Annotated in this window: 11 protein-coding genes and 1 pseudogene; 9 read left to right on the top strand and 3 right to left on the bottom strand. The window is 59.3% G+C overall.

The features are described from left to right. Positions 1–110: 110 nt before the first annotated feature. A pseudogene (locus M3P21_RS21715) lies at positions 111–224 on the top strand (IS481 family transposase); the annotation flags it as partial. A gap of 115 nt (positions 225–339) precedes the next feature. Here the strand turns inward: M3P21_RS21715 and ubiB are convergent. Together ubiB and ubiE are read right to left on the bottom strand one after the other, a co-directional pair. Then, entirely contained in the window at positions 340–1866 is a 1527-nt protein-coding gene (gene ubiB, locus M3P21_RS21710; protein ID WP_249713580.1) for a 2-polyprenylphenol 6-hydroxylase, read from the bottom strand. A gap of 3 nt (positions 1867–1869) precedes the next feature. Next, positions 1870–2622 carry a bifunctional demethylmenaquinone methyltransferase/2-methoxy-6-polyprenyl-1,4-benzoquinol methylase UbiE gene (gene ubiE, locus M3P21_RS21705; RefSeq protein ID WP_249713578.1) on the bottom strand — a complete coding sequence of 251 codons (753 nt, stop codon included), beginning with the start codon at positions 2620–2622 and terminating at the stop codon, positions 1870–1872. 85 nt (positions 2623–2707) lie between these two features. Between ubiE and mutM the strand changes: the two genes are divergently transcribed. The 8 genes from mutM to M3P21_RS21665 all read left to right on the top strand — a co-directional run bounded on the left by mutM (position 2708) and on the right by M3P21_RS21665 (position 13434). Then, a complete protein-coding gene (gene mutM / locus M3P21_RS21700; protein ID WP_249713576.1) occupies positions 2708–3559 on the top strand; it encodes a bifunctional DNA-formamidopyrimidine glycosylase/DNA-(apurinic or apyrimidinic site) lyase in 852 nt (283 codons plus the stop codon). Between the two features lie 65 nt (positions 3560–3624). Then, positions 3625–4401 carry an acryloyl-CoA hydratase gene (gene acuK, locus M3P21_RS21695; protein WP_249713574.1) on the top strand — a complete coding sequence of 259 codons (777 nt, stop codon included), beginning with the start codon at positions 3625–3627 and terminating at the stop codon, positions 4399–4401. Positions 4402–4595: 194 nt separating this feature from the next. Then, positions 4596–4859: a 30S ribosomal protein S20 gene (gene rpsT, locus M3P21_RS21690; RefSeq protein WP_249713573.1), complete on the top strand. Its 264-nt coding sequence runs from the start codon at positions 4596–4598 to the stop codon at positions 4857–4859. Between the two features lie 557 nt (positions 4860–5416). Further along, the gene (gene dnaA, locus M3P21_RS21685; protein WP_249713571.1) at positions 5417–6811 is read left to right on the top strand and encodes a chromosomal replication initiator protein DnaA; all 1395 of its coding nucleotides are present in this window, start codon (positions 5417–5419) and stop codon (positions 6809–6811) included. A 182-nt stretch (positions 6812–6993) separates the two neighbouring features. Beyond that, positions 6994–8115: a DNA polymerase III subunit beta gene (gene dnaN / locus M3P21_RS21680; RefSeq protein ID WP_249713569.1), complete on the top strand. Its 1122-nt coding sequence runs from the start codon at positions 6994–6996 to the stop codon at positions 8113–8115. A 62-nt stretch (positions 8116–8177) separates the two neighbouring features. Further along, a complete protein-coding gene (gene recF, locus M3P21_RS21675; protein WP_249713567.1) occupies positions 8178–9275 on the top strand; it encodes a DNA replication/repair protein RecF in 1098 nt (365 codons plus the stop codon). Positions 9276–9358: 83 nt separating this feature from the next. After that, positions 9359–11776, top strand: a complete 2418-nt coding sequence (gene gyrB, locus M3P21_RS21670) for a DNA topoisomerase (ATP-hydrolyzing) subunit B (protein WP_249713565.1) — start codon at positions 9359–9361, stop codon at positions 11774–11776. 299 nt (positions 11777–12075) lie between these two features. After that, entirely contained in the window at positions 12076–13434 is a 1359-nt protein-coding gene (locus tag M3P21_RS21665) for a hypothetical protein (protein WP_249713564.1), read from the top strand. Positions 13435–13644: 210 nt separating this feature from the next. Here the strand turns inward: M3P21_RS21665 and M3P21_RS21660 are convergent. Continuing rightward, positions 13645–13977 (bottom strand): hypothetical protein (locus tag M3P21_RS21660; RefSeq protein WP_249713562.1); only part of this gene is annotated, 333 nt, incomplete at its 5' end.

Genomic DNA, 13977 nt, shown 5'->3' with positions numbered 1-13977 from the left:
GTATGTCCGCAACGAATGTGGGGTGAAATAATTGGCAATCCGTGTCGCCATCCTAAACCGTTACACCACACTTGGCATACCTGTCACAGAACTCGTAGGATAAGTCTGTCCGGGGAAAAACGCTCGCCTGCCTTACACGCTATGAGTACAACTGCAAAATCTGGACTTCAGAGCCAGATCGGTTCATCCTCAATCCGATCCACCAGATGCCGGGACTGAACACAATGAGCGTTCCGATATTTGAGGTTTTGACGCTCAATGCCTTGATTCCGTTGTGCGAAGGTGCTGGCGGACTTCACATGGTAGATATTCTTAGCCAGATGAAGACTGGGGATCGGCTCAGAACAGGGCGCCGATCAGCAACACAATCCCTGCACCGGCGCCCGATCCGGCCAGCGCGGTCCATAGCAGTTGGGATTTCGGCGGCTTCGGCGGTTCTTCGGTCGCCTGGGCGATCAGCATCTTTTCGACCAGCGCGGGCAGGCGTGGGCCGAACCGGGCCAGCACTTTGGCAGTATCGGCGACATCCGACAGCACCGCGCGCGGGCCGATGGATTCGGTGATGTAGCTTTCCACCACCGGGCGCGCTGACTCCCAGATATTCATATGCGGGTTCAGCGAGCGGGCCACACCCTCGACCACGACCATTGTCCGTTGCAGCAGGATCAGTTCAGTGCGGGTTTCCATCCCGAAGCGCTCGGTCACCTCGAAGAGATAGGTGAGTAGACGGCCCATCGAGATGTGGCTGGCATCCATACCAAAAATCGGCTCGCCCACCGCGCGCAAGGCACGGGCGAATTCGTCGACATCGCGGTCGGCGGGGACATAGCCTGCCTCGAAATGCACCTCGGCCACGCGCTTGTAGTCACGGCGGATGAAACCGAAGAGGATCTCGGCATAGACCCGGCGGGTGTATTGGTCGATATGGCCCATGATACCGAAATCATAAGCCACGATATCGCCGTTGGGCGCGACCTTGAGGTTGCCCTGATGCATGTCCGCGTGGAAGTAACCATCGCGCAAGGCGTGCTGCAGGAACAGCGTCAGCACCCGTTCGCTGAGGATGCGGCGGTCATGGCCGGCAGCGTCCAGCGCGTCATTGTCTCCCAGCGAGACACCGTCAGCCCAGCCCAGTGTCATCACCCGGCGGGCGGACAGCGACCACATGATCGCGGGCAGTTGGAAACCCTCGTCCTTTTGAGTGTTGGCGGCAAATTCCGAGGCGGCCGAGCTTTCCAGGCGCAGGTCCAGCTCTCCGCGGACAACGCCGTGGAAATGTTCGATCACCTCCATCGGACGCAACCGGCGGGCGCCGGGCGCAAAGAGCTCAACGATGCGGGCGGCGAGGTAAAAGGCGTCGATGTCTTTTTGAAACGCCCGTTCGATGCCCGGGCGCAGCACCTTGACGGCGACCTCTTTGCCACCACCGGCCACGCGGGCCTTGTGGACCTGTGCGATCGAGGCGGCGGCGATCGGCTCGCTGAATTCCTCGAACAGTTCGGGTACGGGCAGACCGAGTTCGCGCTCGACCTCTTCCATCGCTTCCTGCCGGGAGAACGGCGGCAGCTTGTCCTGCAACACCCGCAACTGCACCGCCAACTCGTCGCCCACCACGTCGGGGCGGGTCGAGAGGATCTGGCCGAACTTGATATAAGCCGGACCAAGCGCGGTCAGCGCGCGGGTGGCGGGTGGCATGGCGGGGTCACCCTTGTAGCCGAGCCACTGGAACGGTTTGCCCAGCGCATGGGCCACAAACCGCAAGGCGGCGGGGGCTTCGAAGGCGTCGAGCACCACATTCATGGCGCCGGTGCGCTCCAACGTGGCGCCTGTGCGGATCAGGCGGATGATGTTGTGGGGGCCACGCATGGGTCAGATTTTCCAGCCGGAATGCAGGGCGGCGATCCCCATGCTCAGATTGCGATATTTGGCGTTCTCGAACCCGGCCTTGCGGAGCATCGACAGGAAGGTGTCCTGATCGGGGAAGTTGCGGATCGATTCTACCAGATACTGATAGCTGTCGCGGTCACCGGCGATCATCTGCCCCATCCGCGGGATCACGTTGAAACTGTAGAGGTCATAGAGTTTTTGCAGCCCGTCATTGGGGATCTGACTGAATTCCAGCACCATCAGGCGGCCACCGGGGCGCAGCACGCGAAACGCCTCGTTCAGGGCCTCTTGCGGGCGGGTCACGTTCCGGATGCCAAACGAGATCGTGTAGACGTCAAAGCTGTTGGCCTCAAACGGCAACGCCATGGCGTCGCCGACCACCCAATCCAGACTGTCGGCCATCTGTTCGGCCTCGGCGCGTTTGCGCCCTTCGATCAGCATCGGCTCGGTCAGGTCCAACACCGTGGCGTGACCGTGGCCCGCGCGTTTGAGAAACCTAAACGAGATGTCGCCGGTGCCACCTGCCACGTCCAGCAGCCGCTGACCGGGGCGCGGGGCGAGCCAATCCATCATCGCATCTTTCCAGACCCGGTGGATGCCGACGCTCATCACATCGTTCATGACGTCGTATTTCGAGGCGACCGAGTTGAAAACGCCTTGCACCCGCCCGGCCTTTTCAGACTCGGGGACGGTTTCGAAACCGAAATGGGTGGTTTTGTCGGTCTTGTCTGACATGCGGCTTGCCGTTTGCTGAATTTCGCCCTTGTTATAGGACGCTGAGAGGCGGGCACAATGCGGCCCATTGGACAGGAGTGCCATAATGCCCGAATTGCCCGAGGTCGAGACCGTAAGGCGCGGCCTTTTGCCCGCGATGGAGGGTGTGATCCTGAAACGGACCGAGGTCAACCGCCCCGATTTGCGCTGGCCGTTCCCCGATCGCATGGCCGAACGGCTGAGCGATGTACGCGTCGACCGGTTGCGGCGGCGGTCGAAATACCTGCTGCTTGATCTGAGCAGCGGTGAGACGCTGCTGGTGCATCTGGGCATGTCGGGGCGGATGACCGTCTCGGGTGATCCGCTGGGCCAGTTCCTGCATGAGCATCCGATGCCGGAAAAACATGACCATGTGGTGTTTCACATGGGCAACAGTGCGCGGGTGACCTTCAACGACCCGCGCCGGTTCGGCGCGATGGATCTGATGCCGACCGACGGGGCCGAACAGCACAAGCTGCTTGTGGTGCTGGGGCCGGAACCGCTGGGCAACGCCTTTGACGAGCCGCATCTGATCGCGGCCCTCAAAGGGCGCAACACGCCGGTGAAATCGGCGCTGCTGGATCAGGGGATCGTTGCCGGTCTGGGCAATATCTATGTCTGCGAGACGCTCTATCGCGCCAGTATCTCGCCGCGCCGCAAGGCTGGCAAAATTTCTGCACCCCGTGTGGCGGCGATGGTACCGATCATCCGCGCAGTCCTGTCCGAGGCGATCGAGGCGGGCGGGTCGAGCCTGCGCGATTTCCGGCAAGCCGATGGAGAACTTGGATATTTTCAGCACCGGTTCGATGTCTATGACCGCGAGGGGCAGCCCTGCCGCACCCCCGATTGCCCCGGCGTCATCGCGCGCATCGTGCAGTCAGGGCGGTCGTCCTTCTATTGTCCGGCTTGCCAAAGATAGCTTGAACCATAGGCTGTGCATGGTAAGGAATCGCTTCTGACCGGAACAACCGAAAGCACCACTCAATGGCTTTTCAGACGATCACCGTCGACATTGAAGACCACGTCGCCCTTATCAAGCTGAACCGACCCGACGCGCTGAACGCGCTCAACACCGAGTTGCTGGGTGAGCTGTGCACGGCGCTGGAAGCGGCTGATGAGAACGACAAGGTCAGATGTGTGGTCCTGGCCGGGTCCGACAAGGCCTTTGCCGCCGGGGCCGATATCAAGGAAATGTCCGAGAAGAGTTTTGTCGAAGTATTCGAGGAGAACCTGTTCGCCTCGACCAACGACCGCATCACGGCCATCCGCAAGCCGATCATCGCGGCCGTGTCGGGTTATGCGCTGGGCGGCGGCTGTGAGCTGGCGATGATGTGCGATTTCATCATTGCGGCGGACAATGCCAAGTTCGGCCAGCCCGAGATCAATCTGGGTGTCATCGCGGGCATGGGCGGGTCGCAGCGTCTGACCCGCTTCGTGGGCAAGTCGAAATCCATGGACATGAACCTGACAGGGCGTTTCATGGATGCCGAAGAGGCCGAGCGCGCCGGTCTGGTCAGCCGCGTCGTGCCCGCCAAGAAGCTGATGGAAGAAGCGATGGCCGCCGCGCAGAAGGTGGCCGAGAAATCGCAGCTGAGCGTGCTGGCCGTTAAAGAATCGGTGAACCGGTCTTATGAGCTGACCCTGAATGAGGGCATGCTGTTCGAACGCCGCGTGTTCCATTCGATGTTCGCCACCGAAGATCAGAAAGAAGGCATGGCCGCCTTCCTGGAAAAGCGCGAGGCGCAGTTCCGCGACCGGTAGTGCGCGCTTGATGCGCGGTCAGGCCGGCCCGGCCAAGATTGGGCTTGGCAAGCCCGTCGAACTTGGGTAATGAGCGCCGCTATACATGCGCGTGCGGCCCGCTCAGGCCCGAATCACAAGGGTGAACTCTGGTCCCTGCAGGTTCCGTCATTGCGCAATCGAGATAACGGAACCGAGATAAGGTAACAGACCACATGGCCAATTCACCCCAAGCAAAGAAGCGCGCCCGTCAGAACGAAAAGCGGTTCGCAGTCAACAAGGCGCGTCGCTCGCGCATCCGCACCCACCTCCGCAAAGTTGAAGAAGCCATCGCATCCGGCGATCAGGGCGCGGCAACCGCAGCCCTGCGCGCGGCACAGCCCGAACTGATGCGCGGCGTGTCCAAAGGCGTCTTCCACAAGAACACCGCCTCCCGCAAGATGTCGCGCCTGTCCGCGCGCGTGAAGGCGATGGCCTGAACCGCCGGCGAATCCGCAAAAATTCGAAGATTGAAAAAAGGTACCCTCGCGGTGCCTTTTTTTATGGCTGTTGCAACATTGCCGCTGTCCCGCAGGCGCCTGAGATTCGTTGTCAGTAAAGGCTGAGTCAACATCAGAGTTTCGTTGCCGCGCCGCCCATCGTGTTGCTACCACTGTTCCAGCGATTCACTCGCTGGGGGGACAGGACGTTTTCGGTCGGATCTGACAGGCATCAGAAAAGAGCGCAAACGCAAGCCACGGTTCGGGAGACACCCGAGGAATTGGTCTGCTGCCAGCTGCGTACTGCCACGCGGCGTAGCCCTGTCTAGACAAAGTTGTGTGCCGAATGAAAAGGGCACGGTTCCGTCGTCACTGCGGAATCCGTGTGCTTGATCGGTATTGTTGCCTGAGGGACGGGCAACTTGCATCGGATCAATTTCCGATGACGCAATCCTCATGCGCGTGAACCGTGGCCGGCCCGAACCCGGTCAATAAATGGCATAAATAACGGCCGCCCCGATGCGGCCTGGCAAAACGAGGGATGCGTGAGGCGCTTGATGACACAAGAGAAATGGGGACAACTTCGCGAACGGCTGCTCAAGACAGTCGGCAAAAACAACTATACGACCTGGATCGAGCCGATGAAATTTCAGGAACTGGAAGATGGCGTGGCTGTCTTTTCGGTACCGACGAATTTCGTGGGAAACTATGTCAGCCAGAATTTTGCGGATCTCATCCTGTATGAGCTGAACACGTCCGGGGAAGACGTGCGCCGCCTGGCCTTTCGCGTTGCGGCGAACTCACCCGCACGCCCCGCCGCCTCTGCTGACGAGGCGGACCAGCAGAACGAAATCGATATGCTCAATGTTGCGCCCGTACGTTCTGCATCCGTCAATACACCGCTGGATGCGTTACAGACCGCCCCGCTGGACAAACGTTTCACTTTTGAACGCTTTGTGGTCGGCAAGCCGAACGAACTGGCACATGCGGCAGCCCGTCGTGTGTCCGAGGGTGGCCCGGTCACCTTTAACCCGCTTGTTCTTTATGGCGGTGTGGGTCTGGGCAAAACCCACCTGATGCACGCCATCGCCTGGGAACTGCGCGAACGCCAGCCCGAGCTGAATGTCCTCTACCTGTCCGCAGAACAGTTCATGTACCGCTTCGTACAGGCCCTGCGTGAACGCCGCATGATGGATTTCAAGCACTTGTTCCGCTCGGTTGATGTGCTGATGGTCGATGACGTGCAGTTCATCGCCGGCAAGGACAGCACCCAGGAGGAGTTCTTTCACACCTTCAACGCGCTGGTGGATCAGAACAAGCAGATCATCATCTCGGCCGATCGCGCACCGGGTGAGATCAAGGACCTGGAAGACCGGGTGAAATCGCGCCTGCAATGTGGTCTGGTCGTCGATCTGCATCCCACCGATTACGAGCTACGCCTGGGCATCCTGCAGAACAAGGTGCAGCAGCATAGCGCCACCTATCCCGATCTGAATATCCGCGACGGCGTGCTGGAGTTTCTGGCCCATCGCATCTCGACCAATGTGCGCGTGCTGGAAGGCGCGCTGACCCGGCTATTCGCTTTTGCCTCGCTGGTCGGGCGCGAGATCGACATGGAACTGACCCAGGATTGCCTGGCCGATGTCCTGCGCGCCTCGGAACGCAAAATCACGGTCGAGGAAATTCAGCGCAAGGTCTCGGATTATTTCAACATCCGCCTCAGCGACATCATCGGTCCCAAACGCCTGCGCTCTTATGCGCGGCCCCGGCAGATCGCCATGTATCTGTGCAAACAGCTGACCAGCCGGTCCCTGCCCGAGATCGGGCGACGCTTTGGCGGGCGCGACCATACCACCGTCATGCACGGCGTGCGCCGCATCGAAGAGCTGAAGCTGACCGATGGCCAGATCGCCGAAGATGTCGAGATGCTGCGCCGCGCGCTCGAGGCCTGATCTCAGTCCGATTTCCCGGCCATTTGTGTGTTCCTCCACACGTTCGGCCGGGAACTGCATTCCGAGGGTGGCACGGGCCTTGACGCCCGTGTCTTTCCGGCTGACAAATCTGTAAAAAATCTTGTGTCGGTGCGGCAACCCGCTAGGGTGCGTGTCCCGGCCCATGCAGAGGAACAAGGGAAATGAAGATCAGCATCGAACGCGGCACTCTACTCAAGGCCGTGGCGCAGGCTCAGTCTGTTGTGGAACGGCGCAACACCATCCCCATTCTGGCCAATGTGCTGATCGAGGCCGAAGGCGACAGCGTTCAGTTCCGGGCGACCGATCTGGACATCGAAGTGGTCGACAGCGCGCCCGCGCAGGTCGAACGCGCCGGGGCCACCACCGTCGCTGCCACCACCCTGCATGAGATCGTGCGCAAACTGCCCGACGGGGCGCTGGTCACGCTGACTGCCGACAGTGCCACGGGCCGTCTGACGGTTGAGGCGGGACGGTCGAACTTTTCGCTGGCGACCCTGCCGAAAGAAGATTTTCCGGTCATGGCCTCCTCGGAGTACCAGTCGAATTTCACCGCCAATGCCGCGGTGCTGCGACGTCTCTTCGACAAGTCGAAATTCGCGATTTCCACCGAAGAGACACGATATTACCTGAACGGTGTCTATATGCATGTGGCCGACAGCCCTGAGGGCGGCAAGGTGCTGCGCTGTGTGGCCACGGACGGTCACCGGCTGGCCCGGATCGATTCCGAACTGCCCGCCGGGGCCGAGGACATGCCTGGCGTGATCGTACCGCGCAAAACCGTGGGTGAGCTGCGCAAACTGGTGGACGATGACGAGATGGATATCGCCGTGTCGGTCAGCGAAACCAAGGTGCGATTTGCCACTCCCGAAATCACGCTGACCTCGAAGGTTATCGACGGCACCTTCCCCGACTACACTCGCGTCATTCCGCAGGGCAACAACCGACGGCTGGAGGTGGATGCCTCGGAATTCGCGCAGGCTGTTGATCGGGTGGCGACCGTATCCTCGGAACGGTCGCGCGCGGTCAAACTGCAACTGGATGAAGACAAGCTGGTCTTGTCGGTCAACGCTCCCGATAGCGGCGCCGCTGAGGAAGAGCTGGCAGTGGCCTATGGTGACGAGCGGCTTGAGATCGGCTTCAATGCCAAATACCTGCTTGAGATCGCCAGTCAGGTGGATCGGGAAAACGCGGTTTTCATGTTCAATTCGGCTGGTGACCCGACCCTGATGCGCGAAGGCAATGATCAGAGTGCGGTCTATGTGGTCATGCCGATGCGCGTCTGATCGCGCTTGCGCGCGATGCCTCCGGCGGAGGTATTTTTGAACAGAAGAAGGACGCGTGTGTCGTGCTGGCCCTGACCGCGCTCAAACTGTCGCATTTCCGGTCCCACAAGCTGGCGCAGATGGTGCTGGACGGGCGGCCGGTGGTGCTGCACGGGCCCAACGGCGCGGGCAAGACCAACATCATCGAGGCGGTGTCGCTGTTCTCGCCGGGGCGCGGCTTGCGCCGGGCCAGCGCGGCGGACATGACACGTCGCCCCGAGGCGTTGGGGTGGAAACTGGCCGGCGTTCTCGAAACGCGGGGCAGCCAGTACGAGGTCGAAACCTGGTCCGAAGATTGTGCAGCGCGGCAAGTGCGGCTGGACGGCAAGAGCATCAGCCAGATCACCCTTGGGCAGATCGCCCGTATTGTCTGGCTGATCCCGTCGATGGACCGGCTCTGGATTGAAGGGGCCGAGGGGCGGCGGCGATTTCTCGACCGGATTGCGCTCAGCTTTGATCCCAACCATGCCGAGGCGGCTCTGGCCTATGAGAAGGCCATGCGCGAGCGTAACCGGCTGCTGAAAGACGAGGTGCGCGATGCCCATTGGTACGGCGCATTGGAGCAGCAGATGGCATCGGCAGGACACCGCATCCATCAAGGTCGCATTGAGGCGCTGGAACACTTGCGCCGGGCCCAGAATAACACCGAGACCGCCTTTCCGACGGCAGAGCTGGATCTGATCCAGTCCGAGGGTGAGATGCCCGACAGCGAAGCGGACCTGCGCGCGGCACTGCAGGAATCCCGCTTCCGCGACATCGCGGCGGGGCGGGCGCTGGTCGGGCCGCATCGCAGCGATCTTTTTGGTGTCTACGCCGCCAAGGGTGTTCCGGCGAAAGACTGCTCGACAGGGGAACAGAAGGCGCTGCTGATCTCACTGATCCTGGCCAATGCACGCGCGCTCTCTGGCCTTATCGGCACACCGCCGATCCTGCTGCTGGACGAGGTAGCGGCGCATCTGGACGCAGCCCGAAGGGCCGCGCTTTATGACGAAATCTGCGCCCTGGGCGCGCAGGCCTGGATGACCGGAACGGAGCCGGAGCTGTTTGCCGAACTGGGCGATTGGGCGCAGGGGCTGGCCGTCACGGAAGCGGATGGAATCTCGCAGGTTTCACCTGCCTGAAACCCACAAAAAACGGGGGGATTCACGTGACATTCCCGCCTGCGTTTCGTATAAAATCGCAGGAATATAATAGGAAGGCGCGAATGTCCGAGAACGAGCAAACCCCGCAGGAATATGGCGCGGATTCCATCAAGGTTCTCAAGGGGTTGGAGGCAGTTCGCAAACGCCCTGGCATGTATATCGGGGATACCGATGATGGCTCGGGCCTGCACCATATGGTGTATGAGGTCGTAGATAACGGCATTGACGAAGCCCTAGCTGGTCACGCCGATCATGTGACGGTGAAAATCCACGCCGATAGCAGCGTCTCGGTCAGCGATAACGGGCGCGGGATTCCGGTAGGCATCCACGAGGAAGAAGGCGTTTCCGCCGCCGAAGTCATCATGACCCAACTGCATGCGGGCGGGAAATTCGACAGCAATTCCTACAAGGTGTCGGGCGGGTTGCACGGCGTTGGCGTTTCGGTGGTGAATGCGCTGAGTGATTGGCTGGAACTGCGCATCTGGCGCGAAGGCAAAGAACATGTCGCGCGTTTTGAGGGCGGCGAGACAAGCGAGCATCTGAGCGTGGTCGGGGACTGCGGCGAGCAGACCGGCACCGAAGTGCGGTTTCTGGCCTCGACCAACACGTTCTCGAACCTGGAATACTCGTTCGAGACGCTGGAAAAGCGCCTGCGCGAACTGGCCTTCCTGAACTCGGGCGTGCGCATCATCCTGATCGACGAACGCCCCGCCGAGCGATTGGAAACCGAGCTGTTCTACGAAGGCGGCGTCAAGGAGTTCGTCAAGTATCTCGACCGCTCGAAAAGCCCCGTGATGGATCAGCCGATCTATATCAAGGGCGAGCGTGACGAGATCGGGGTCGAGATCGCGATGTGGTGGAATGACAGCTATCACGAGTCGGTTCTGCCCTTCACCAACAACATCCCGCAGCGTGATGGCGGCACCCATGTGGCCGGTTTTCGCGGTGCGCTGACACGGACTATCAACAACTATGCTCAGTCCAGTGGCATCGCCAAGCGCGAGAAGATCAATTTCACCGGTGACGACGCCCGCGAGGGGCTGACCTGTGTGTTGTCGGTCAAAGTGCCCGATCCCAAGTTTTCCTCCCAGACCAAGGACAAGCTGGTCTCGTCTGAAGTGCGCCCTGCCGTGGAAAGCATGGTGAACGAAAAGCTGGCCGAATGGTTCGAAGAGAACCCCAACGAGGCCAAGCAGATCGTCGGCAAGATCATTGAGGCCGCGTTGGCTCGTGAAGCCGCCCGCAAGGCCCGCGAGTTGACCCGGCGCAAGACGGCGATGGATGTGAACTATCTCGCTGGCAAGCTCAAGGACTGTTCCGAAAAGGACCCCTCCAAGACCGAGGTGTTCCTTGTCGAGGGAGACTCGGCCGGTGGCTCTGCCCAGACCGGACGCGACCGTCTTACACAGGCCGTGCTGCCCCTGCGTGGCAAGATCCTGAACGTGGAACGCGCGCGGTTCGACCGGATGCTCTCCAGTCAGGAAATCGGCAATCTGGTGATGGCGCTGGGTACCGGCATTGGCCGCGATGAGTTCAATATCGAGAAGCTGCGCTACCACAAGATCGTCATCATGACCGACGCCGATGTGGATGGCGCGCATATCCGTACGCTGCTGCTGACCTTCTTCTACCGGCAGATGCCGGAGCTGATTGAGGGAGGTTACCTCTACATCGCGCAACCACCGCTCTACAAAGTGGCGCGCGGTAAATCCGAGGTGTATTTGAAAGATCAGGCCGCACTCGATGATTATTTGATCAACCAGGGTGTCGAAGGCGCGGTTCTGCGCCTCGGCAATGGCGAAGAGATCACTGGTCAGGATCTGACCCGGGTTGTCGATGATGCGCGGCAATTGAAACGCGTTTTGGATGCCTTCCCGACCCATTACCCCCGCCATATTCTGGAACAGGCCGCCGTTGCCGGGGCCTTTGTGCCGGGGGCTGTGGATGCGGATCTGCAGGGCGTGGCCGACAAAGTTGCCACCCGCCTCGACCTTATTGCACTGGAATACGAGCGCGGCTGGCAGGGCCGGATCACCCAGGATCACGGCATCCGGCTGGCGCGCATCCTGCGCGGCGTGGAAGAGGTGCGCACATTGGACGGTCCAATGTTGCGCTCGGGCGAGGCGCGCAAGACCGGTAGCTTCACCCAGAGCCTGCAGGAGATCTATAGCACACCCGCAACGCTGGTCCGCCGCGACCGGGTGCAGGCGATCCATGGACCCCTGGATCTGCTGCGCGCGATCCTGGAGGAGGGCGAAAAAGGTCTATCGCTGCAACGCTACAAGGGTCTGGGAGAAATGAACCCCGACCAGCTCTGGGAAACCACCCTGGACCCGGACGCGCGCACACTCCTGCAGGTGCGGGTGGATGACATGGTCGAAGCTGACGATCTCTTCACCAAACTCATGGGAGACGTCGTCGAACCCCGCCGCGAGTTCATTCAGAAGAATGCGCTCAGCGTCGAGAATCTCGATTTCTAGGAGTTTTGTAGGTAAGCGCAAAAAACTGCAATCGCCCCAAAAGATTGCATAATTTGCTCAAAAGTCTGCATGAATTCTCTGTAGGGTAGTCTCATGAGTGCCCAACTCACCCATGAATTGTCCGACGGTTGTCGTGCTGTGAACATTGGTTGGATCAAGGACTGCGTTTTTTACTTACATGCGATTGAGTCCGTCTCCCTCAGCGTTTTGAGGAAGATACCTCATTGAAAACTTGACGGAAAGCTGTGGCGACTGTCTATTTGAGGCATGATATTCAATTTCAAGTTGTAGGCGCATAGATGACTGAGAAGTTGCCAGATTATCTGGCGCAAGGCGAAGCAGCCCGTTTGTTCCCCGTTCTTTCAACCACCTCAAAGGAAGGTCGCACAACTTCCATTGTGCTGGCTTGCATGGTTCAGATTGAAGAGTTGGGAGCCGCGTTGCTCCAATCAGTAGGCCAGAAGCGCGGAAAACGGGCTCAAGTGCATGCGTTCACTGAGGTTGTGTTCAAGAACCAATCCAAGACGATCAAGGATCGGCCCGACGGATTGGTTGTCCTGAAGGTTGGCTCCCGCGAGTGGAAGGCCCTTGTTGAAACCAAAGTTGGGAATAACACCCTCGATGCTGAGCAAATTGAAAGATACCGTGCTCTTGCCAAAGAGAACGGCGTCGATTGTGTCATCACGATATCCAATCAATTCGCGACTACGCCGACGGCGCATCCTGTCGAGGAAGTCAGGAAGAGCAGATCCAAGATTCCCGTGTATCACTGGTCATGGATGCATGTGGTCACGACTGCGGAGTTGCTGATCAGCAATGAGCAGGTCGAGGACAAGGACCAACTACTGTTGCTGAATGAGCTTAGGCGCTTCCTCAACCACGAGAGCGCTGGTGTGCAGGGCTTCCATCGGATGCCCAAAGAATGGGGCGATCTCAACAAACTGGTGTCGTCTGGCGGTGTCGTTCCAGCACGGTCGCCAGAGGCACAGATCGTAGTCGACGCTTGGCACCAGGAGACCCGAGACCTGTCGCTGATCTTGAGCCGATTGGTGGAAACATCCGTCAGTGAGAAACTGTCGCGCAAGCACATCAATGATCCGGCTCAGCGAAAAAAGGATGAGCTGCTGATGCTTCGCGAACACCACCAGCTCCAATGCACATTGGATGTTCCGGATACGGCCGCCCCTATCGAAGTCACCGCAGACCTGAAGCGGCGGTGCGTCGACGTCGGTATGACCATCCGAGCACCTGAAGATAAGAAATCGACAAAAGCCAGGCTGAATTGGCTTCTTCGGCAGATCAAGGTCGACAACATGGATGGGCTGTATATTCGTTTGCTTTGGCCTGGTGCCAGCGAGCCGACGCAGCACTTAGTCTCAGAACTCCGGGAAGACATTGATATCTGCCAAGAAGGCAAGGACCATCTGGTTACGCACGGCTTCCACGTTTTCTTGTCCAAGCGCCTCGGCGGGCGGTTCACACAACAGGCCAACTTCATATCCGACTTAGAAGAAGTCGTTCCTCTATTTTATGGCGAAGTGGGCGCAAATCTGTCCGTCTGGAAAAAGGCTGCGCCTAGGATCAAACATGACAAACCAACAGCTGAAGATGTATCGATAGACGCTATTGCAGAGGATGCGGAAGATTTCGAAGGCTGAATTAAGCCACAGAAAAATTGCTCTAAGCGCTTCCTCACATTCAAAAGGGATTTAGTACACCATCAGCCCGAAGCGGACCTTCACGACCAAGCTTTGCAGCTTCCGAGATGCGCAACAAACCTTTCACGAGCAGATCGACAAGAGTTTGTAGGTTGGGTTGTTTGCGGACATTCATTCTGCCCGCAAACTCCAGTCATACTCTTCAAAAGTTCAGGCACCATCCTTCGAAAAACTGGACTTCATGAAGTCTTCTTTCATCATGTGCGCTTTCATGGCTGGTAGGCCGATGGCTTTCAATCCGATGATTGCTGCATAGATCAAGGTTGCCGAGGCCAGGGCGTCCAAAACCCATCCCGTAGGTATTGCAGTGACGCCAAGGTACTCCGGCAATGTTGCAAGTGCCGGTATCGTCCAAAACCCGGTCAATCCATGCAGAGCCAGCGCGATCCAAAACCCGGCACAGTACGGGCAATGCCATTGTTCATACAGTGAACCTAGCGGGCGCGGTAGCGCCGCAATAAAGCGGTTAAACCACGTCCCCCA

Origin of the sequence: Ruegeria spongiae (assembly GCF_023502395.1) — a bacterium.
In the GTDB taxonomy this organism is placed as follows: Bacteria; Pseudomonadota; Alphaproteobacteria; order Rhodobacterales; family Rhodobacteraceae; genus Ruegeria_C; species Ruegeria_C spongiae.
Note: the sequence above shows the minus strand (reverse complement) of the source record. Positions and strands in the feature narration are given on the sequence as shown.

Bases quoted from the DNA above. Each gene is read 5' to 3' on its own strand.
- rpsT (WP_249713573.1), top strand. From the start codon at position 4,596: ATGGCCAATTCACCCCAAGCAAAGAAGCGCGCCCGTCAGAACGAAAAG.
- acuK (WP_249713574.1), top strand. From the start codon at position 3,625: ATGGCTTTTCAGACGATCACCGTCGACATTGAAGACCACGTCGCCCTT.
- dnaN (WP_249713569.1), top strand. From the start codon at position 6,994: ATGAAGATCAGCATCGAACGCGGCACTCTACTCAAGGCCGTGGCGCAG.
- M3P21_RS21665 (WP_249713564.1), top strand. From the start codon at position 12,076: ATGACTGAGAAGTTGCCAGATTATCTGGCGCAAGGCGAAGCAGCCCGT.
- ubiE (WP_249713578.1), bottom strand. From the start codon at position 2,622: ATGTCAGACAAGACCGACAAAACCACCCATTTCGGTTTCGAAACCGTC.
- mutM (WP_249713576.1), top strand. From the start codon at position 2,708: ATGCCCGAATTGCCCGAGGTCGAGACCGTAAGGCGCGGCCTTTTGCCC.
- dnaA (WP_249713571.1), top strand. From the start codon at position 5,417: ATGACACAAGAGAAATGGGGACAACTTCGCGAACGGCTGCTCAAGACA.
- gyrB (WP_249713565.1), top strand. From the start codon at position 9,359: ATGTCCGAGAACGAGCAAACCCCGCAGGAATATGGCGCGGATTCCATC.
- ubiB (WP_249713580.1), bottom strand. From the start codon at position 1,866: ATGCGTGGCCCCCACAACATCATCCGCCTGATCCGCACAGGCGCCACG.